The sequence below is a fragment of the Devosia sp. Root105 genome (genome assembly GCF_001424865.1).
GTDB lineage: Bacteria > Pseudomonadota > Alphaproteobacteria > Rhizobiales > Devosiaceae > Devosia_A.
The window spans coordinates 224,376-244,184 of sequence record NZ_LMCR01000021.1 but is presented as its reverse complement, the minus strand read 5'-3'; the positions used below and the strand labels follow the sequence as shown (position 1 = coordinate 244,184).

The window sequence follows — 19,809 nt, the reverse complement described above, 5'->3', positions numbered from 1 at the left end:
TGCCGCAGCGCGGCAGTAGGTGCCGCGCCCCTAAACCCCGCGCACCTGCGCCGGATCAACCAGCGCACCCTTGTGGCCGATCACCACGCCGGCCACCCGGTGGGCGCGCTCGGCGGCTTCGACCGGCGACAGGCCGCGGGCCCGGCCGCTGAGATAGCCGCCGTTGAACGAGTCGCCGGCCCCGGTCGCATCGACGACCTTCTCGGCCTCAGGCGCCGGCACGTACTGGCGCACGCCGTCTGCCGTGGCGACGAAAGCCGGTTTCGAGCCGTCCTTGGCCACCACTTCCTGCGCCCCGAGCTTCAGGTAGCGCTCCGCCGTCGCCTCGGGCGAAGCATCGCCGAACAGCGGCGCTTCGTCGGTATGGGTCGGCAGCACGATATCGGCGATCGCTGCGGCCGCCGTCAGCGTCGAGGCCATGATCCGTGGGCTGGTCCACAGCGCCGGCCTCAGATTGGTGTCAAACACCACGGTCGCGCCGGCATCGCGCGCCTTGACGATGGTGCGCATCAGCTTGCCGCGGGCTCGCGGCGCCAGGATCGCCATCGAGATGCCCGAGAAATACACCGTGTCGGCGCCTACCACCGCCGCCTCCAGCGCCTCGACATCGTCGGCAAGGAGTTTCGCCGCCGATTGCCCGCGCCAGTAGGTGAAGTGCCGGTCGCCCTTTTCCTGGTGGATCATGTAGAGCCCGGGCCGGCGGTTGGCGATGGTCTGGATCCGTTCGGTGCCGATCCCGGCCTTCTTGATGAACGCCCGCATCTCGCCCGAATACATGTCGTCGCCGAGCGCCGTCACATAATCGACATCCCAGCCTTCCGGCAGCAGAGCCCGTGCGTACCATGCGGTGTTCAGCGTATCGCCGGCATAGCCGAGGCGGTACATCCCACCTTCGCCGCCAGACATTTCGATCATGGCTTCGCCGATACTCACAAACCGTTTGGTCACGCCGTCTTCCCCTCAACTGCCCAATGCTTATGCCGGGGATATTTTGCCCACGCAACCGCCTGGTATGGCAGTCCCCGAGATGCTCCGTTATTGATGCACGTGCGTTTCATGATCCTCTCCCGTGCGGCGGGGGAGGGGCCACCCCAGGGGTGGTGGAGAGGCACGCCGTCTATCAGAGGGAACACCGACAAATGCCACGCCTGTCCATGTCCGAAATCCAATCAGACAGCCTTCGTACACGTGGCGTTGACGTCATGGATTACGACCGATCGACGGTCACCCCAGGCATCGTTCACCTGGGGATCGGCGCTTTCCATAGGGCCCACATGGCTGCCTATGTCGACAGCCTGCTCGCCAAAAACCCCAGCTGGGGCATTATCGGCGCCTCGCTGCGCCGTCCCGATACCCGTGACGCGCTCGAGCCGCAGGATTTCCTCTATACCCTCGCCATCCGCGATGCCTCGGGCACCAAACCGCGCATCATCGGCTCCATCCTCGATGTGCTCGATGCCAACACCCAGCGCGCCCAACTGATTGAAACCATGGCCGATCCGGCGATCCGCATCGTCTCGCTGACCGTCACCGAGAAGGGCTATTGCCACGATCCCTCGACCGGCGAGCTCGACGAAAAGCATCCCGATATCGTCCACGACCTGGCGCATCCGGAGACGCCGATCAGCGCGCCCGGCATTATCGTCGCCGCACTCGAACGCCGCCGGCAGCGCGGGCTGGCCCCCTTCACGGTGATGAGCTGCGACAACCTCCCGTCGAACGGCAAAACCGCCGGCCGCATCGTGCGCCGCTTCGCCGAGCTGCGCGCGGCCGGGACGAGTCTTGCGGACTACGTTCAGAACGTGAGCTTTCCCTCGACCATGATCGATCGGATCGTGCCAGCCACCACCGACGCCGACCGCAGCATCGTCGCCGAGATCACCGGTCTCGACGACGCCTGGCCGATCATGACCGAGCCCTTCACCCAGTGGGTGATCGAGGACGATTTTCCCGCCGGCCGGCCGCCCTTCGAAACCGTCGGCGCCGAACTGGTCGAAGATGTCGAGCCGTTCGAGCTGATGAAGCTGAGGATGCTCAATGGCAGCCATTCGACCATGGCCTATCTCGGCTATCTCTCGGGCTATCAATACGTCAACGAAGCCATCGCCGACGCTGCAATTCACCGGCTGGTCCACGGGCTGATGACCGAAGAAGCAATGCCGACCCTGCCGATGTCGCGCACGACGCTCGAGGTCTATCGCGACCAGCTGCTGGCTCGCTTCGCCAACCCCGCGCTCAAGCACCGCACATGGCAGATCGCCATGGACGGCACACAGAAACTGCCGCAGCGCCTGCTCGGCACCATTCGCGATCGGCTCAAGGCGACGCAGCCATTCCCGCGCCTGGCGTTGGGTGTCGCTGCCTGGATGTGGTACGTCACCGGCATCGACGAAGCCGGCCAGCCTATCGATGTCAAAGACCCCATGGCCACGCGGCTACGTCAGATTGCCGACGAGGCAGGGCGCGATCCCGAGAAACTGGCGAACGGCCTCCTCGCCGTGACGGAAGTCTTCGGCACTGACCTGCCGCAGGTTGCGGTGTTCCGCGATACAGTCACCAACCACCTGAAATCGCTGCTGGAGAACGGCGCGAAGGAAGCGGTGCAGAGGCTAGGCTGACCTGCCCCTCACCCGTCTCGGCTTCGCCGAGCCACCCTCACCCTCAAGGGGAGAGGGCAGAAGGGCTAGATCGCGCCGCTGCGACCTTCTCCCCTTGAGGGAGAAGGTGGCGCGCAGCGCCGGATGAGGGGTATCGCATCGCTTGCGATGCGCGATCCGAGCGTCAGCGAGGAGCGACTAAAGCCGCCCCTCCATCGCCCGGTCAAAAATCTCCAGTGCCAGCTTCTTGGTCAGTTCCACCGGGTTGCCGCCCGCCGTCGGATCGACGATCGCCATCTCGCCGATCAGCTCGCGCTTCTCGCCGCTCACCTTGAAGTCCTTCAACGTGTTGGGAACGTTGAGCCGGGCGCGCAACCCGTTGATGGCGCTGAGGAACGCGTCGAAGTTGGGCGAGAGCCCGCAATAGGCAGCGAGCCGGGCGATCTTGGCTTCGATCGCATCGCGGTTGGCCACCAGCACATAGGGCATGAACACCGCATTGGTCATGCCGTGATGCGTGTCGTAGAGCGAGCCCACCGGGTGGCTCAGCGAATGGATGGCGCCCAGCCCCTTCTGGAACGCCGCCGCCCCCATCGCTGCCGCACTCATCAGGTGACCACGCGCTTCGATATCGTTGGGGTTCTCCACCACCTTGGGCAGGTTCTCGAGTGCCAGCCGCACCCCTTCCACGGCGATGCCGTCAGCCAGCGGGTGATAGCCCTTGGCGCAATAGGCCTCGAGGCAATGCGCCAGCGCATCGAACCCGGTACCCACGGTAATGAAAGTCGGCATGCCGACCGTCAGCTCCGGATCGGCGATCACCACCCTGGGCATCATCAGCGGGTGAAAGATCACCTTCTTGGTATGCGTCGTCTCGTCGGTAATCACCCCGGCGCGGCCAACTTCCGAGCCGGTCCCGGCGGTGGTCGGCACCGCGACGATCGGGAAGATCCCCTTGGGGTCGGCGCGGGTCCACCAGTCGCCGATATCCTCGAAATCCCACATCGGCCGGGTCTGTCCGGCCATGAAGGCGATCACCTTGCCGGTGTCGAGCCCGGAACCGCCGCCGAAGGCGATCACCCCGTCATGCCCGCCTTTGCGCAGCACCTCGATGCCGGCATTGACGTTGGCCGAGATCGGGTTGGGCTTCACATCGGCGAACACGCCGACCTCGAAGCCGGCATCGCGCAGCAGCTTCAGCGTGTTCTGTGTCACCGGCAAACTCGCTAGCCCGGCATCGGTCACCAGCAGCGGCCGCGCAATCCCCGCCGCCTTCAACGCCTCCGGTAGCTCCGCAATGCGGCCGGCGCCGAACTTCACGGCGGTGGGGTAATTCCAGTTGGCCTTGGTCGTCATTCCCGCTCTCCCGATAGCCCAGTTCTCCACCGGGTCATTCCCGCGAAAGCGGGGATCTCTGTTTACGTCTCACCCCCCAACGGGGTTTCCCGCTTTCGCGGGAATGACCCGGTGGGGGTGGCACCAACCGTGGCCCAACGATGAGGCGATGCCTCACACCTTCTTCAAATGATAGCTCTTGGGCTGCGTCAGGTTGGCATAGCCGATCTCGCTCAGCGCGCCGCCTTTGCCGGTTTCCTTGACCCCGGTCCACACCAGCGCCGGATCGAGATAGTCGCAGCGGTTGGCGAACACCGTGCCGGTCTCGACTTTCGCACCGAGCTTGGCCGCCGCCTCGAGATCTTCGGTCCAGATCGAGGCGGTCAACCCATACGGGCTGTCATTCATCAGCTCGATCGCCTCGGCGTCGTCGCGCACTTTCATGATGCCGACCACCGGCCCAAAACTCTCCTCGCGCATCACCGCCATCTGGTGGTTGACGTTGGTCAGCACTTCCGGCGCCAGGTAAGGCGAGCTCTCCTCGTCGAGGTCGTGCTTGGTATTGAGATGCGCCTTGGCGCCCTTCCGCAGCGCTTCCAGCGTCTGCCCGCGCACCAGGTCGGCAAAGCGAGGCGTCGCCATCGGCCCGACCATGGTGTCGACGTCGAGCGGGTTACCCAGCGTCCAGCTCCGGGCGTTCTCGACAAAATCCTTGACGAAGCGGTCATAGACCGAGGCGTGCACGTAGATGCGCTCCACCCCGCAGCAGCTCTGCCCGGAATTGAAGAACGAGCCGTCGACCAGGTTCTCCACCGCGTGCGTCAGGTTCGCATCTTCGCGCACATAGGCCGGGTCCTTGCCGCCGAGCTCCAGCCCCAGCGTTGCAAAGGTCCCCGCTGCAGCGCGCTCGATCCGCCGCCCGCCTTCCACCGAGCCGGTGAAATTGATGTGGTCGATCTTGCCCGAGCCGATCAGCTTTTCGGTATCGCCATGGTTCAGCACCAGGTTCTGGAACAGCCCGTCCGGCATTCCGGCCGCCTGGAACGCCTCGGCGAAGCGCTCGCCCACCAGCAGCGTCTGCGACGCATGCTTCAGGAGCACCGCGTTGCCCGCCATCAGCGCCGGCACGATCGTGTTGATCGCCGTCAGATAGGGGTAGTTCCACGGTGCGATCACCATCACCGTGCCCAGCGGCTCGCGCGCGATCCAGCGCGTGAAGCCGGGCTTGTCCGGCCGCATCGAGGGTTTGAGGCTCTCCTCGGCAATGCCGATCATATGGCGCGAGCGTTCTTCGACGCCGCGCTTCTCCCCGCCATAGCGCACCGGCCGGCCCATTTGCCAGGCCAGCTCCGGTACGATCTCGTCGTTTCTGGCGAGCAGCGCATCGAGGAAGTGCTCGAGGAACTTCACCCGCTCCTTGACCGTCACCTCGGCCCACACCTCGCGGGCCCGCCGGGTCTTGGCCACCGCTGCGTCGATCTCAGCGCCCGTTGCGACCTTGCGCTCGGCATACACGCGCCCATCGATGGGCGAGACGATCTGGACCCTGTCGGTCATCTGTCACCTATGTCGTTGTGCCCGGAGTTCTAGCTGCGCTCGAACCCGCGCTTCAACTCCCAATCGGTGACTCGCCGGTCGTATTCGAACTGCTCCCAGTTGCCGGTATGCACGTAATGCCCGATCACCGGCTCGCCGAACGCCTCGCGCAGCATGCTCGAGTTCTGCATCGCGGCGATCGCGTCGCGCAGCGTCTTGTGCACTTCCCGCAGCTTCTCGCCGACATAGGCGTCGCCGGTGAAGGCCGGCTCCAGCGGCAGCTTGTCCTCGACCCCTTTCAGCCCGGCCGCGATCAGCGCCGCGTAGGCGAGATAGGGGTTGAGGTCCGCCCCGCCGATCCGGCACTCGACGCGCACCCCCTTGGTGTTTTCGCCGCAGAGGCGAAACCCCGCCGTGCGGTTGTCCGACGACCAGATCGCCTTGGTCGGCGCGAAGGTTCCGGCCTGGAAGCGCTTGTAGGAGTTTATGAATGGCGCGAGGAAATAGGTGATGTCGCCGGCATAGGTCAGCAGCCCCTGCATGAAATGCTTCATCAGGTCGGACATGCCGAGCTTGTCCTTGCTGTCGATGAAGGCGTTCTTGCCGGCTTTGGCGAGGCTCATGTGGATGTGGCTGGACGAGCCAGCGAGGCCGAAATCCCACTTCGCCATGAAGGTGATGGCCTTGCCGTGGTTATGCGCGATTTCCTTCATCGCGTTCTTCATCACCACATGCCGGTCCGCCATGGTCAGCGCATCGGCATAGCGCACGTTTAGCTCTTCCTGGCCGGGGCCCCATTCGCCCTTCGAGTTCTCCACCGGAATGCCCGAGGCCTGCAGCTGCCGCCGCATGTCGCGCAGCACCCCTTCTTCCTTGGTGGTCTGGAAGATGTGGTAATCCTGGATGTAGTAACCGGCGGTGGTGAGGTTCCGATAACCCTTGTCCCAGGCCGAGCGGAAGCTCTCGTCGAACAGGTAGAACTCCAGCTCCGAGGCGAAATTTGCCGTCAGGCCGAGCTTTTCCAGCCGCTTCAGCTGCGCCTTGAGGATGGCGCGCGGGCTATGCGGGATCGGCTCGTGATGGTGGTGGTCGACGAGGTCGGCGAGGATGATCGCCGTGCCATCCAGCCAGGCCGCCTTCATCAGTGTCCCGAGGTCGGGCCTCATGACGAAATCGCCATAGCCCTTGGCCCAGTTGGCCGCCTCGTAGCCGGGCACCGGCTCCATGTCGATATCGTTGGCGAGCAGGTAGTCGCAGCCATGCGTCTCGTCGATCGCCCCGTCGAGGAAGAACTCGGCCTGGAAGCGCTTGCCGATCAGCCGGCCCTGCATGTCGGGAAACGCCACCAGCACGGTGTCGATGGTGCCGGCTTTCACGTCGGCCTTCAGTTGATCGAGCGTATAGGCGGCTTGCGCCATGGCAGAACTCCCTCAGAACGCTGGTCTTGTTGTTGGTAAGGGGGCCGCAGCGCCGGGCCGCAGCCCCCTTGGTCGCTATTTCTTGGCGTGTTCGAGCGCGAACTCTTCCTCGGGCGAGAGGATGAGCTTGTGTCGGCCGACCAGCGCGAAATAGACGATGCCGACGGCGCACCAGACGATCACCCAGATCACGCCCTTGAAGAAGTTCGGATCCTGGATCTGGTAGCCCAGCGTCACGGCGGCGATGATGATGGTCACCACCGCACCGGGAACGCCCACCGGGCTTTTGAATGGCCGCTCGATGTTGGGCAGCTTGCGCCTGAGGATGATGAAGCTCAGCGCCTGCGCGATATAGCTCAGCATCGCACCGAACACCGCCATGTTGAGCAGCACCGAACCGATGATGTCGTCACCCAGCTGCGTTTCGCCACCGCCGCCGCCGCCATTGGCGTACCAGATCACCAGCATCACGCCGAGACCCAGCGCCGCGCCCGCGATCATGGCGAAATGCGGGGTCTTGTACTTGGCATGCGTCTCCGACAGCGCCGACGGGAAGTAGCCGGCGCGGCTCAGCGAATAGACCTGCCGGCCCTGGGCGTAGAGGATGGTGTGGAACGAGGCGACGAGGCCGATCAGCGCCACGACGCCGAAGGCCGAGGCGGCCCAGCCCACATCCGGGAACATGGCGCGGATACCGTCGAGCGCCGGCTCCAGCGATGAGCCCAGCGCGAACGAACCGACCCCTGCGATCGAGGGGTTGAGCAGCACCACGAGGAAGGCCGAGAGCGCCAGCGTCGCAAAGCCGAGCATGATGCCACGCGGCATATCGCGCTTCGGATCGACCGATTCCTCGGCTGCCAGCGGCACCTGCTCGATGGCGAGGAACAGCCAGACCGCGAAGGGTAGGGTGGCGAGCACGCCGCCAAAGCCCTTGGGGAACCAATCGCCACCGCCTTCCGGCAGCTCGGAGCCATCAGGCGCGATGTTCAGCGCCCAGCGCGAGAAGTCGATATGCCCGAAGGCGCTGATGTAGAAGAACGCCAGCCCCGCCAAGGAGATCAGCGTCACCGCCAGCGTCACCTTGTAGCTCAGCGCCACCCCGAAAATGTTGAGCGCGAGGAAGATGGCGTAGAACACGATCCATAAGACCGGGTAGAGCGATGTATCGAGCCCGGTGATCGAGCCGAAATACGCCGAGATGAACGTGCAGATCACCGCCGGCGTCAGCACGTACTCGACGTTCTCGAACAGCCCGGTGACGAACCCACCCCAGGGCCCCATCGAACTGCGCGCGAACGAGTAGGCGGCGCCGGTATGGGGCAGCGCCGGGCTCATCTCGGCGATCGAGAAGGTCAGGCCCAGATACATGATGGCAATGATGATGCCGGCCACCAGCATGCCGCCCCAGCCGCCGGTGGCGAAGCCGAAATTCCAGCCCGAAAAGTGGCCCGAGATCACCGCGCCGACGCCCAGCGCCCAGAGTGACCAGATGCCGGCATAGCGCTGCAGGCCGCGCTTTTCGAAATAGGTCTTGTCGCGGGTGGCGTATTTCACACCACCCGCCTGCGTGCCCGTGGCACTAGACGGAATGTCAGCCATCAAACCCTCCTGTGAACTGACGTGTTCTGGTCGGTCGGCGATGTAGCCGCTGCCCCGCCGCGCGACCCAAGCGCGGCAGTGAGGCAGCGGGCCAGCCGGGCGGCCCACAGGCTCACCCCTTCTGGTTCGAGAATTTCGTTGTGCCGGATCTCGATCATCGACGATTCGAGTCCTCGCCCGTCGCCGTGATGCTCAAGGGTGTAGGTGACGCCGTTGAGCGCCGAGTAGGGCTGGTTCCAGCCGATATCGAGGCTCGCCTCGTCGGCCGCCAGCGCCTCGCGCAGCGCCGCGGTGAACCGATCGTCCCGTCCGTGGATCAGCCCGATCGGCCATGGCCGCGGCACATCCTTGTAGACCGGGGTGAACGAATGCACCGTCACCAGCACCGTCTCGATCCCCGCGGCCTTGCGTCGGTCGAGCACATCCTGCAGCGCCCTATGAAACGGCGCGTGGTACGCCCCGATCCGCTCCGCCCGCTCGTTGTCGCCGATCCCCTTGTTGCCGGGGATGTCGGTTCGCTCCGACACCACCGGGATCAGGTCCGGCGCGTCATGGTCGCGGTTGCAGTCGATCACCAGCCGGCTGACCGTCGAGGCCACCAATGGCGCGTCGAGCAACTCGCTGAGCCCGAGCGCCACCGCCATCGCGCCCGGGTCCCAGGCGACATGCATCAGCCGCTGGTGCGGCGTCAGGCCAAGGTCACCATAGTGGTCGGGGAAGCGGTTCGAGGCATGGTCGCAGGCCAGCACGAAAGGCGATCGCCCCTCGGTGTTGAACACCAGCACTGGCGGAATGACGCTCGCCTCGTGGTTCGCGCCGGCCTCGTGGCCCACCATACTGACCCCTGTGGGACGTGCCGGCCCCCAAAGCCTTCGCCCCTGCTGTTCGCGCCGTACGAGGCTTCCGTACGGTTCGTTAACGAGCAGTTGACGGGTTTTTGACCGTCTGGTCAATCCACCCGCTACATCTCGCTGTGGGACTTCATGAAGGCCTGCGGCGCGACGACAATCTTGCCGTCCACCGCGCCGATCAGCTTGTCGTCCTTGCCCTCATAACTGAGCGCCTGCAGCACGGAACGGATGATCCCCAGCCGCCCGCGCTTCTTGTCGTTGTTGAACACGATCCGCCACGGCGCATGCTCGGTGTGGCTCGCCCCCAGCATGCGGTTGCGCGCTTTGGTGTAATCGTCGAAGCGCTTCAGCGCCTCGAGGTCGATCGGCGACAGTTTCCACACCTTCAGCGGATCATGCCGCCGGTCGTGAAAGCGCTTCAGCTGCATCTCACGGCCGATGGTCAGCCAGAATTTGAACAGGTGGATGCCGTCCTCCACCAGCATCTTCTCGAAATCCGGCACCGCCCCGAGGAAGCGCGTGGTCTCCTCCGGTGTGCAGAACCCCATCACCGGCTCGACGCCCGCCCGGTTGTACCAGGAGCGGTCGAACAGCACCTGCTCGCCCGCCGCCGGCATCCAGTCGACATAGCGCTGGAAGTACCATTGCGTGCGTTCGCGATCCGATGGCTTGGGCAGGGCGACCGACATGTTGAAGCGGGGGTTGAGGTTCTCGAGATAGCTGGCGATCGAGCCACCCTTGCCGGCCGCGTCGCGCCCCTCGAACACGATGACGATCCGCTTGCCGGTCTTCTGCTGATCGTGCTGCAGCAGCGCCAGCTGCCGCTGCACCTGCAGCATCTCGGCCTCGTAGACGTCCGAATCCAGCTTCTCGTCATAGGGAAAGCCCCCGCTTTCGAGCGCCTTCTTTTTGATCGAGCGGGGCAGCACCGGGTCTTCGAGGTCGAAGCCCTCCAATGCGTCGGACATGAACGAACTCCGTGGCCTGTCATGACGGTGTCACAACCGTGCTATGAACACCCCCGTCTGGCAAGCCGGGGTGAATCGCCCCGTGGGCTCCAAGGAAGGCTCGATGGCGGAAGAAGCGCAGCGCTCGGCGACGGGGATCACGTGGCTCGATACGGTCAGGGCCCGGCTTTACGGCCGGCTGCTGATGCTGCTCGCCATGGGCCTGGTGTTCATGACCCTGGCCGGGCTCAACCTCATCGATCCCTGGCTCGACATCCTCGCCTACGCCGTCATCGTCGCCATCGCCGCGGTGGTGCCGGAGACTAGCGAGTCGGCGAGTGGCGTGGCGCCCGGCGCCAGCACCACCGAGCTCGCCTTTGCCGATGCCGTCCGGCACTTTGCCGATGCGCTGCCCGACCCCTCGATCGTCATCGACCGGCGCAGCGTGATTGTCCATCTCAACGGGCACGCGGCGCGGCACTTCCCCGGTGTCGTCGCCGGCAGCCCGATCGCCTTCACCATGCGTTTTCCGCAACTGCTCGCCGCCATCGAGGCCGCCCGGCTCGGCGCGTCGCAGACCATCGAGCTGCACCAGACTGTCCCCACCGAGACCTGGTACAAGGCCACCGTGGCGCCGCTCGCCGCCGGCGATCCGCTCAATGATGGCGTGTTGGTCATCACGCTGCAGAGCCAGACCGAGGAAAAGCGCCTCGAGATGCTGCGCACCGATTTCATCGCCAATGCCAGCCATGAGCTCCGCACCCCGCTGACGTCGTTGGTCGGTTTCATCGATACGCTGCTCGGCCCCGCCGCCAACGACAAGGAGGCCCGCGAGCGCTTCCTCGGGCTGATGCGCGGCCAGGCCGCCCGTATGGCCAAGCTGATCGAGGATCTCCTGTCGCTGAGCCGCATCGAGATGCGCCAGCACATGCGGCCCACCGCTCCGGTCGAACTGGGCGCGTTGCTGCGCGAAGTGGCCGAGGGCCTCAACAAGCTCGCCGAAGATACCGACACCAAGCTCAGGGTGCAGGCGCCGGATGAACCGGTCACCGTCAGCGGCGATCGCGACGAGCTCTACGAGGTGTTCGAGAACCTCATCGACAACGCCATCAAGTACGGTGCCGACGGGGATACCATCGACATTACGCTGTCGCCCGATGCCGGTCGTCGCGGTTTCGATGCCATCGTCTCGGTAGTCGATCACGGCGTTGGGGTCGCCGCCGAGCACGTGCCGCGCCTCACCGAACGCTTCTATCGCGTCGATGCCGATACCAGCCGCAAGAAGAAGGGCACCGGCCTCGGCCTCGCCATCGTCAAGCACATCGTCACCCGCCATCACGGCGTGCTGACGATCAAGAGCCAGCCGGGGCAGGGCACTCGCGTCGACGTGCTGCTCAGAAAATGACAGTTGCCCGGCTTTCCACAGGCCGCAATCTCGGTTCCAGAGAATAGCGATTATAGATCAACGATCTAGGCTGTCACAGAAATGCAATCCCAGTGTCATAAAACCTTGTGACAACGCCCCTAGGTTCCGCCTTGCAGACAGGGCGGCCGGAGGAACCGGGACCGTCGACTGGCCTGAAAGGGCCGATCCTTCCGAAAGGGAACATCATCATGAAGATTGCAGTTTTCGCGAGCGCCGCGGTTATCGCGCTTGCCGCTGGCCTTGGTGCCGCCGCGGCGCGCGACCAGGTCCAGGTCGCCGGTTCGTCCACCGTTCTCCCCTATGCCAAGATCGTCGCCGAGTCGTTCGGCGAGGCCTTCCCGGACTTCAAGACCCCGGTCGTCGAGTCCGGTGGTTCGGGCGCTGGCATCAAGCAGTTCTGTGAAGGCGTCGGCGAAGACAAGATCGACATCGCGAACTCCTCACGTCCGATGAAGGCCGAAGAGCTCGAGACCTGCAAGACCAACGGCGTCGCCGACGTCGAGGAAGTCAAGATCGGCTACGACGGCATCGTCTTCGCCACCGACACCGCCGGCCCGGATTTCGCCATCCAGCCCGCCGACATCTACAAGGCTCTCGCCGCCCAGGTCGTGGTTGACGGCAAGCTCGTCGACAACCCCTACACCAAGTGGTCGGAAGTGAACGCAGCGTTCCCAGAGTGGGATATCGCTGCTTACATCCCGGGCGAGAAGCACGGCACCCGCGAAGTGTTCGAGACCAAGCTCCTGGACGCCGGCTGCGACAAGGACGCCCTGAAGGCCGCTGGCGTGGCAGACGATGCCGTTGCCAAGGCCTGCATCGCCATCCGCAAGGACGGCAAGGCCGTCGACATCGATGGCGACTACACCGAGACCCTGGCGCGCATCGACAGCAACAAGACCGGCGTCGGCGTCTTCGGCCTCGCCTTCTACGAGAACAATGCCGACAAGCTGAAGGTTGCGACCGTCGGTGGCGTCGTCCCCTCGACCGAGACCATCTCGTCGGGTGAATACCCGGTCAGCCGTCCGCTGTTCTTCTACGTCAAGAAGGCGCACATCGGCGTCATCCCGGGCCTCAAGGAATATGTCGACTTCTTCATCTCGGACGACATGATCGGGCCGGACTCGCCGCTCGCTCAGTACGGCCTCGTGGCGGCTCCTGATGCGGAGCGCGAAGAGATCCGCGCCAAGTTCGAAGCCGGTACGGCTCTCTGATACGACGTCTCGGCGCGGGCTCCATGGGCCCGCGCCGTCTCCCCGCATAGCGGGTCTACCCGCCCGTAGTGGCGGTCTAACCGGGGCAAGTGAGGCGTCATGTCAGCAGGCTGGGTAGTTGCAATCGTTCTGGCCATTGGTGCCTTGGCCTATTTCTTTGCCGCCCAGCGCGCCCGCGTGCAGCGCGACGGCACCGACCGGTCCAAGGAAGTCGCGCACTCGCTGCCGACCTATCACGGCTGGCTCGCCTTCATCTTCGCCACCGTCCCGGCGCTGCTGGTCTTTCTCGTTGTCAGCTCCATCTCGGCCGGCCTGCTCGATAGCCGCATCCGCACCGAGGTTACGGCCCACATCGCCGACCCGGCAGCCGCCAGCCTTTCCATCGGCATTGTCCGCAATGCGTCGAACGCACTGACCCAGCTTGATCTGTCGGGCGCCAATGTCCCGACCTCCTATGCGGCGCTCCGCGACATGGCGACGTCCGCGGGCATCAGCCTTGCCGAGAGCGGCGAGGACTACATGGTGCCGCTCGCCGCCGGCGTGAATGCCGATGCCGGCGTCCACAAGCTGATCGGCCAGGGACTGACACTGCTGCTGGCGCTCGCCGGCGCTGCCTTTGCCTATTCCCGCATCCGGCTGCGCCTCAGGGCCCGCAACCAGGTCGAGCGGGTGGTGCTGTGGTCGCTGCTGGCTGCCTCGACGGTCGCCGTCCTCACCACTGTCGGCATTATCCTGTCGATGCTGGGCGAGACCATCCACTTCTTCTCCGACGTCAACCCGCTGACCTTCTTCTTCGGCACCGTCTGGGATCCGCGTTTCGCCGCAGCCGGCTCCAGCGGCAGCGAGGGCCAGTTCGGCCTGATCCCGCTGCTCATGGGTACGCTCTACATCGCCCTGGTCTCGATGCTGTTCGCCGTGCCGGTCGGTCTGATGGCCGCCGTCTATATGGGCGAATACGCCTCGAACCGGGTGCGCTCGACGGTCAAGCCGCTGCTCGAACTGCTCGCCGGCATCCCCACCATCGTCTACGGCATCTTCGCCGTGGTGACGCTCGGGCCGTTCTTCCGCGATCTTTCGGCCGCGCTCGCCGGTGGCTTCTCCTTCATCCAGGCGCAGTCGGTGTTCACCGCCGGCATCGTCATGGGTGTGATGCTGATCCCGGTGGTCTCCTCGCTCTCCGATGACGTGATCACCGCCGTGCCCCGCGCCATGCGTGACGGCTCGCTGGCGCTTGGCGCCACCCGGTCGGAGACCATCCGCAAGGTGATCCTGCCGGCCGCGCTCCCCGGCATCGTCGGCGCGCTGCTGCTCACCGCCTCGCGCGCCATCGGCGAAACCATGATCGTGGTGCTCGCCGCGGGTGTCGCCGCCCGCATTAACTTCAACCCGTTCGAGGCGATGACCACCATCACGGTCAAGATCGTCAACCAGCTCACCGGCGACCTCGAGTTCAACTCGCCGCAGACCCTGGTTGCCTTCGCCCTCGGCCTCACCCTCTTCACGCTGACGCTCGGCATGAACGTCTACGCGCTCTACATCGTGCGCAAGTATCGGGAGCAGTATGAATGACCGACGCAGCCTTGCCCCACGCCACTGTGGCCACCGCGGCTTCGGCCCGTCGTGATTTCGGCCTGAGGCGCCGCCACGCCGCCGAGTTCCGTTTCCGCCTCTATGGCATCGTGGCCATCATCATCGGCCTCGGCTTCCTTGCCATCCTGCTGGTTTCGATCTTTTCGAAGGGTTACACCGCCTTCGTCCAGACCGCGATCACCGTGCCGGTCGAGTTCTCTGCCTCGATCATCGACAAGGACAACGAGCGCGCCACCAACCCGCGCGTCCTCGTCTCCGCCAACTACCCGATCATCGCCCGCAACGCCGTGGCCAAGGCGCTCGGCGTCTCGACCGACGACAAGGCGGCAATGCGCGACATCGCCAAGTTCGTCTCCGATGGTTCGCGTTCGACGCTGCGCGAGATCGTCGTCGCCGACCCCTCGGTGATCGGCACCACCCGCAACGTTACCCTGCTCGCCGCCGCCGATATCGACAGCGCCAACAAGGGCCAGATCGATCTCACGGTGCCCCAGGATAAGCGCAAGGTCTCCGACCAGCAGGTCGCCTGGCTCGATCAGTTGAAACAGGAAGGCGCCATCTCGACGCCGTTCAACTGGGGCCTGCTCACTTTCGGCGCCTCCAGCCGCCCCGAGACCGCCGGGCTCGGCGTGGCGCTCGTCGGCTCGCTCTACATGATGGCAATCGTGCTGCTCTGCGCGCTCCCCATCGGCGTTGCCGCCTCGATCTATCTCGAGGAGTTCGCCAAGAAGAACCGCTTCACCGACTTCATCGAGGTGAACATCAACAACCTCGCGGCGGTGCCCTCGATCGTCTTCGGCCTGCTCGGGCTGGCGGTGTTCATCAACTTCTTCGGTATGCCGCGTTCGGCGCCGATCGTCGGCGGCCTGGTCCTCACGCTGATGACCCTGCCCACCATCATCATCGCCACCCGCGCCGCGCTGCGCTCGGTGCCGCCCTCGATCCGTTCGGCTGCGCTGGGCATCGGTGCCTCGAAGATGCAGATGGTGTTCGATCACGTGCTGCCGCTCGCCACCCCGGGCATCCTTACCGGCACCATTATCGGCCTCGCCCGTGCCCTGGGTGAAACCGCGCCGCTGCTGCTCATCGGCATGGTGGCCTTCGTCGCCGACCGCCCGACGACGCCGCTCGATCCGGCGACCGCTTTGCCCGTGCAGATCTACATGTGGGCCAACGAGGCCGAGCGCGCCTTTGTCGAGCGCACCTCGGGCGCCATCATCGTGCTGCTGCTGTTCCTCGCCCTGATGAACCTCGCCGCCATTCTCCTCCGCCGCCGCTTCGAGCGCCGCTGGTAACCCCTGACCTGGATGACCGACATGTCCCTCGAATCTGCTGCGACCCTTGCCGCTCCCGTCTCGCGTCCTAACGCCCTGCCGAAGATGACCGGCGAGAATGTCGGGGTGTTCTATGGAGCCAAACAGGCGCTGTTCGACGTCAACCTGAAGATCGAACAGTTCAACGTCACCTCGCTGATCGGCCCTTCGGGCTGCGGCAAGTCGACATTTCTCCGTTCGCTCAACCGCATGAACGACACCATCGACGGCTGCCGCGTCACCGGCAAGATCAACCTCGACGAGGACGATATCTACGACCCGTCGATCGACGTGGTGGAACTGCGTGCCCGCGTCGGCATGGTGTTCCAGAAGCCCAATCCGTTCCCCAAGTCGATCTACGAGAACGTCGCCTACGGCCCCAAGATCCACGGCATCGCCCGCAACAAGGCCGACCTCGATGAGATCGTGCATTCCTCGCTGCGCCGCGCCGGCCTGTGGAACGAAGTGAAGGACCGCCTGCAGGAGCCGGGCACCGGCCTTTCCGGTGGTCAGCAGCAGCGCCTCTGCATCGCTCGCGCCATCGCCACCAAGCCCGAAGTGCTGCTGATGGACGAGCCCTGCTCGGCGCTCGATCCGATCGCCACCGCCGTCATCGAGGAACTGATCGACGAGCTGCGTGAGAACTTCACCATCGTCATCGTCACCCACTCCATGCAGCAGGCCGCCCGCGTCAGCCAGAAGACCGCGTTCTTCCACCTCGGTAAGCTCATCGAGGAAGGCAAGACCGAGGACATCTTCACCAATCCCAAGAACAAGCAGACGCAGGACTATATTACCGGCCGTATCGGCTGACCCGAGAGGAACTCGAGAATGGCATCGCTCAACGAGCACATCGTTTCCTCTTACGAGGACGAACTCACCAACCTCAACAAGGCAATTTCCGAGATGGGTGGCATGGTCGAACAGGCCATCACCGAGTCGGCCGTCGCCTTGCTCAAGCTCGATCACAAGCAGGCCCAGGACGTGCGCCTGTTCGACAAGAAGATCGACGAGATGCAGCAGCGCATCAATGACGCGGCGGTGTCGATCATTGCGCGCCGCCAGCCGATGGCGGCGGACCTGCGCATGGTGGTGACCTCGATCCAGGTCGCCAATGACCTCGAGCGCACCGGTGATATGGCCAAGCAGTTGGCCAAGCGCGCCATGCAGATCGAGTCCCTCGGTCTCGCGCCAAAATTCTACAATGGCGTCAAGCACATGAAGGAACTGGTGGCGCGGCAGCTGAAGAGTGCCATCGATGCCTACCTCAACCGCGACTCTGCTGCGGCCGTCGAGGTCTGCAGCCGCGATGACGAAGTCGACGCGATGTACAACTCGCTGTTCCGCGAACTCCTCACCTATATGATGGAAGATCCGCGCAACATCACGCAGTGCACGCACCTGCTGTTCTGCACCAAGAGCCTCGAGCGCGTCGGCGACCATGCGACCAACATCGCCGAAGCTGCCTACTACCTCGAAACCGGTCGCCACCTCGGCGCCGAGGAACAGCAGCGCCAGCCGCGCTAAGTCCCTTCGCCGTCTCATTGCGACGGCGAAGGTCTAAGCCTTTGATTTACAGAGCTTTCAGGTCCGTAGCTTTCCTGAAAGCGCTCTAGGGGTGATCCGATGTCAGCCACCATCCTGATCGTCGAAGACGAAGCCGATCTGGCCGTCCTGCTGCGCTACAACCTCGAAGCCGAAGGCTTCCGGGTCGCCACTGCCGCCTCGGGCGACGAGGCGGTGGAGCGCATCCGTGACGGCGTTCCGGACCTCATCCTGCTCGACTGGATGTTGCCGGGCCTTTCCGGCATCGAACTCTGCCGCCGCTGGCGCTCACGCGAGGAAACCGCGCGCACCCCGATCATCATGATCACCGCCCGCGGCGAGGAAGAAGAACGCGTCCGTGGCCTTGCCACCGGCGCCGACGATTATGTGGTGAAGCCGTTCTCGATCCCCGAGCTGCTGGCCCGCATCAACGCGCTGCTCCGCCGTTCGAGCCCGCAGCTCGTCACCGCGGTGCTGAAGGCCGGCGACCTCGAGCTCGATCGCACCAGCCACCGCGTCCGGCGCGGCGGCCGCGAGGTGCATCTCGGTCCCACCGAATACCGCCTGCTCGAATACCTGATGCGCCACCCCGGCCGCGTCTACTCCCGCGAGCAACTGCTCGACGGGGTCTGGGGCAACGACGTCTATGTCGACGAGCGCACCGTCGACGTGCATGTCGGGCGCCTGCGCAAGGCGATCAACCGCCACCGCGACGCCGACCCGATCCGCACCGTCCGCGGCGCCGGCTATGCGTTTGACGAGCGGTTTGCGGCGGTCAGCTGAGCGCCACATCAAGGGTGGGGGTGCCCCACGCTCTGATGTGGAGCCCCCTAAATCACCCGCTCCGCGCAGATCCGATAACTGTCCGCCCACGGCCGCAGCCGCTCGAACGTCGCGCTGGCCGCCAGCACATCGGCATCGGCATAACGCCGGCCGATGATCTGCATGCCGACCGGCAGCCCATCCACCAGTCCGGCCGGGATCGACGCAGCCGGATGCCCGGTGAAGTTGAGCGGGTAGGTGAGGCACCAGCCGATCCCCTGGTCGACCGCCTCGCCGTTCACCTCGCGCGGCCCGTGCGTATTGCCACCAACCTCGTTCTTCACCGGCAGCGCGGCAACCGTCGGGGTGATCACCAGGTCATAGGTGGCGAACGCGGCCTGGAACGCGTCGTAAATCTCCGACCGCATGGCCTGGTCGCGTCGGAGGTCGGCTGCCGTCATCGTCTGCCCGTAGCTTTCGATCCAGTGCAGGTACTCCGGCGGGAAGTCGCCGCGGTGGTCCGCCAGAAGGTCGAGCCCGCCCGCCTTTACCGCCTCCAGTGTCCCCATGTTCAATGGCATCATCAGCCGCAGCCAGAGCTCGCTCAGTTCGCGCTGCGAATAGCGGATGCCGAGCTTGATCTCTTCGACGTGCGCGCCGGCTTCGCTGAACGCCGCGACGGCCCGCTGTACCGTTTCCGCCACCCGCGGATCGACCGGGAACACATCGAGGTTGGGGCTGTAGCCGATCCGGAAACCCTTGATCGATTGCTTCAGCGCACCGAGATAGTCGACCGTCTCGCTAAGGCTCAGCGGGTCGCGCGGATCGTACCCGCCGAGCACACTCATCGCCAGCGCCGCATCTTCCACCGTGCGGGTGATCGGCCCCTCGAACACATAGGGCAGGTCGCCGGCAAAGGCGTTGGGTCGCATCACCACCGGCACGCGCCCGAAAGCCGGCTTGTAACCATAGACTCCGCACCAGGCTGCCGGGATGCGGATCGAGCCGCCGGCATCGGTGCCCTCGGCGATCGACACCAAGCCGTCGGCGACGATCGCCGCGCTGCCGCCCGATGAACCGCCCGGGTTGCGTGTGGTATCGAACGGGTTATTGGTCGCCCCGAACAGGTAGTTGTCGGTCACCCCGCGCAACCCCATCACCGGGGCATTGGTCTTGCCCACGAGGATTGCGCCGCCCTTTTCGATCCGCTCGGCGAACGGGCAGTGGAACTGCGCGATATTGTCCTTGAGCGCCCGCACCCCGCCGAAGGTCGTCGGCCAGCCGGGCTTGAAATCGAACAGGTCCTTGATCGCTGCGGGTACCCCGTGCAGCGGCGGCAACGTCGCACCGCTCATCACCGCCGCCTCGGCTGTTTTCGCCTCGCGCCGCGCATCGTCGAAGCCGAGATAGATCAGCGCATTGAGGCTCGGGTTGCGCGCCTCGATCCGGCTGATGGTCGCCTCCATGAGCTCGACCGGCGACACTTCGCGCTGGCGAATCCGCCGCGCCAGTTCGGTGGCGCTCAGATAGGAAAAGTCGCTTGTCGGCATGTTTGCCCCCCGCTTGTTGTTGAGGGGGATACTCGACAGGAAGCGCGCCCCGCACAATGCACCGTTCGACGGGGCAGCGGGCGCCTACCATACCAATTCCCGCTTGCCTTAACCCGCTGCTTTTGTTCA

At 64.9% G+C, this 19,809-nt stretch carries 16 protein-coding genes; 8 read left to right on the top strand and 8 right to left on the bottom strand.

Annotated features, from left to right (window positions below):
• Positions 1–30 precede the first annotated feature (30 nt).
• Positions 31–948 (bottom strand): sugar kinase, encoded by a 918-nt coding sequence (locus ASC68_RS27935; RefSeq protein ID WP_082528540.1) that lies wholly within the window; start codon positions 946–948, stop codon positions 31–33.
• A 254-nt stretch (positions 949–1,202) separates the two neighbouring features.
• Here ASC68_RS27935 and ASC68_RS27930 point away from each other — a divergent pair, with 254 nt between their 5' ends.
• Complete coding sequence (locus ASC68_RS27930) at positions 1,203–2,618, top strand: mannitol dehydrogenase family protein (RefSeq protein ID WP_248310615.1); 1,416 nt, start codon at positions 1,203–1,205, stop codon at positions 2,616–2,618.
• 177 nt (positions 2,619–2,795) lie between these two features.
• Here the strand turns inward: ASC68_RS27930 and ASC68_RS27925 are convergent, their stop codons facing one another.
• The 6 genes from ASC68_RS27925 to ppk2 all read right to left on the bottom strand — a co-directional run bounded on the left by ASC68_RS27925 (position 2,796) and on the right by ppk2 (position 10,304).
• Positions 2,796–3,953, bottom strand: coding sequence for an iron-containing alcohol dehydrogenase (locus ASC68_RS27925; RefSeq protein WP_055887849.1), 1,158 nt, complete (start codon positions 3,951–3,953; stop codon positions 2,796–2,798).
• Positions 3,954–4,106: 153 nt separating this feature from the next.
• Complete coding sequence (locus ASC68_RS27920) at positions 4,107–5,489, bottom strand: aldehyde dehydrogenase family protein (RefSeq protein WP_055887846.1); 1,383 nt, start codon at positions 5,487–5,489, stop codon at positions 4,107–4,109.
• 29 nt (positions 5,490–5,518) lie between these two features.
• The gene (locus tag ASC68_RS27915; protein WP_055887841.1) at positions 5,519–6,886 is read right to left on the bottom strand and encodes a glutamine synthetase family protein; all 1,368 of its coding nucleotides are present in this window, start codon (positions 6,884–6,886) and stop codon (positions 5,519–5,521) included.
• A gap of 75 nt (positions 6,887–6,961) precedes the next feature.
• On the bottom strand, positions 6,962–8,485 hold the full coding sequence (locus ASC68_RS27910; protein WP_055887839.1) for an amino acid permease: 1,524 nt from the start codon (positions 8,483–8,485) through the stop codon (positions 6,962–6,964).
• Positions 8,485–9,321, bottom strand: coding sequence for an N-formylglutamate amidohydrolase (locus ASC68_RS27905; RefSeq protein WP_055887837.1), 837 nt, complete (start codon positions 9,319–9,321; stop codon positions 8,485–8,487). The genes ASC68_RS27910 and ASC68_RS27905 overlap by 1 nt, the downstream gene beginning before the upstream one ends.
• A gap of 125 nt (positions 9,322–9,446) precedes the next feature.
• The gene (ppk2, locus tag ASC68_RS27900; RefSeq protein ID WP_055887834.1) at positions 9,447–10,304 is read right to left on the bottom strand and encodes a polyphosphate kinase 2; all 858 of its coding nucleotides are present in this window, start codon (positions 10,302–10,304) and stop codon (positions 9,447–9,449) included.
• A gap of 103 nt (positions 10,305–10,407) precedes the next feature.
• Here ppk2 and ASC68_RS27895 point away from each other — a divergent pair, with 103 nt between their 5' ends.
• From ASC68_RS27895 to phoB, 7 genes are all read left to right on the top strand, one after another.
• Entirely contained in the window at positions 10,408–11,688 is a 1,281-nt protein-coding gene (locus ASC68_RS27895) for an ATP-binding protein (protein WP_055887831.1), read from the top strand.
• A gap of 209 nt (positions 11,689–11,897) precedes the next feature.
• Entirely contained in the window at positions 11,898–12,920 is a 1,023-nt protein-coding gene (locus ASC68_RS27890) for a substrate-binding domain-containing protein (RefSeq protein ID WP_055887827.1), read from the top strand.
• Positions 12,921–13,019: 99 nt separating this feature from the next.
• Positions 13,020–14,489, top strand: a complete 1,470-nt coding sequence (gene pstC, locus ASC68_RS27885; protein ID WP_055887824.1) for a phosphate ABC transporter permease subunit PstC — start codon at positions 13,020–13,022, stop codon at positions 14,487–14,489.
• Entirely contained in the window at positions 14,486–15,805 is a 1,320-nt protein-coding gene (gene pstA / locus ASC68_RS27880) for a phosphate ABC transporter permease PstA (RefSeq protein ID WP_055887821.1), read from the top strand. Before pstC ends, pstA begins: the two co-directional genes overlap by 4 nt.
• A 21-nt stretch (positions 15,806–15,826) precedes the next feature.
• Positions 15,827–16,636 (top strand): phosphate ABC transporter ATP-binding protein PstB, encoded by an 810-nt coding sequence (gene pstB, locus ASC68_RS27875; RefSeq protein ID WP_055887818.1) that lies wholly within the window; start codon positions 15,827–15,829, stop codon positions 16,634–16,636.
• 18 nt (positions 16,637–16,654) lie between these two features.
• Positions 16,655–17,350, top strand: a complete 696-nt coding sequence (gene phoU / locus ASC68_RS27870; protein WP_055887815.1) for a phosphate signaling complex protein PhoU — start codon at positions 16,655–16,657, stop codon at positions 17,348–17,350.
• A 99-nt stretch (positions 17,351–17,449) separates the two neighbouring features.
• Positions 17,450–18,151 (top strand): phosphate regulon transcriptional regulator PhoB, encoded by a 702-nt coding sequence (gene phoB / locus ASC68_RS27865; protein WP_055047977.1) that lies wholly within the window; start codon positions 17,450–17,452, stop codon positions 18,149–18,151.
• 47 nt (positions 18,152–18,198) lie between these two features.
• On the opposite strand, the gene ASC68_RS27860 is transcribed toward phoB, so the two are convergent.
• Positions 18,199–19,680: an amidase gene (locus tag ASC68_RS27860; protein ID WP_055887814.1), complete on the bottom strand. Its 1,482-nt coding sequence runs from the start codon at positions 19,678–19,680 to the stop codon at positions 18,199–18,201.
• Positions 19,681–19,809: the final 129 nt, after the last annotated feature.

Bases quoted from the DNA above. Each gene is read 5' to 3' on its own strand.
- ASC68_RS27930 (WP_248310615.1), top strand. From the start codon at position 1,203: ATGGATTACGACCGATCGACGGTCACCCCAGGCATCGTTCACCTGGGG.
- ASC68_RS27925 (WP_055887849.1), bottom strand. From the start codon at position 3,953: ATGACGACCAAGGCCAACTGGAATTACCCCACCGCCGTGAAGTTCGGC.
- ASC68_RS27920 (WP_055887846.1), bottom strand. From the start codon at position 5,489: ATGACCGACAGGGTCCAGATCGTCTCGCCCATCGATGGGCGCGTGTAT.
- ASC68_RS27915 (WP_055887841.1), bottom strand. From the start codon at position 6,886: ATGGCGCAAGCCGCCTATACGCTCGATCAACTGAAGGCCGACGTGAAA.
- ASC68_RS27910 (WP_055887839.1), bottom strand. From the start codon at position 8,485: ATGGCTGACATTCCGTCTAGTGCCACGGGCACGCAGGCGGGTGGTGTG.
- ASC68_RS27905 (WP_055887837.1), bottom strand. From the start codon at position 9,321: ATGGTGGGCCACGAGGCCGGCGCGAACCACGAGGCGAGCGTCATTCCG.
- ppk2 (WP_055887834.1), bottom strand. From the start codon at position 10,304: ATGTCCGACGCATTGGAGGGCTTCGACCTCGAAGACCCGGTGCTGCCC.
- ASC68_RS27895 (WP_055887831.1), top strand. From the start codon at position 10,408: ATGGCGGAAGAAGCGCAGCGCTCGGCGACGGGGATCACGTGGCTCGAT.
- ASC68_RS27890 (WP_055887827.1), top strand. From the start codon at position 11,898: ATGAAGATTGCAGTTTTCGCGAGCGCCGCGGTTATCGCGCTTGCCGCT.
- pstC (WP_055887824.1), top strand. From the start codon at position 13,020: ATGTCAGCAGGCTGGGTAGTTGCAATCGTTCTGGCCATTGGTGCCTTG.
- pstA (WP_055887821.1), top strand. From the start codon at position 14,486: ATGACCGACGCAGCCTTGCCCCACGCCACTGTGGCCACCGCGGCTTCG.
- pstB (WP_055887818.1), top strand. From the start codon at position 15,827: ATGTCCCTCGAATCTGCTGCGACCCTTGCCGCTCCCGTCTCGCGTCCT.
- phoU (WP_055887815.1), top strand. From the start codon at position 16,655: ATGGCATCGCTCAACGAGCACATCGTTTCCTCTTACGAGGACGAACTC.
- phoB (WP_055047977.1), top strand. From the start codon at position 17,450: ATGTCAGCCACCATCCTGATCGTCGAAGACGAAGCCGATCTGGCCGTC.
- ASC68_RS27860 (WP_055887814.1), bottom strand. From the start codon at position 19,680: ATGCCGACAAGCGACTTTTCCTATCTGAGCGCCACCGAACTGGCGCGG.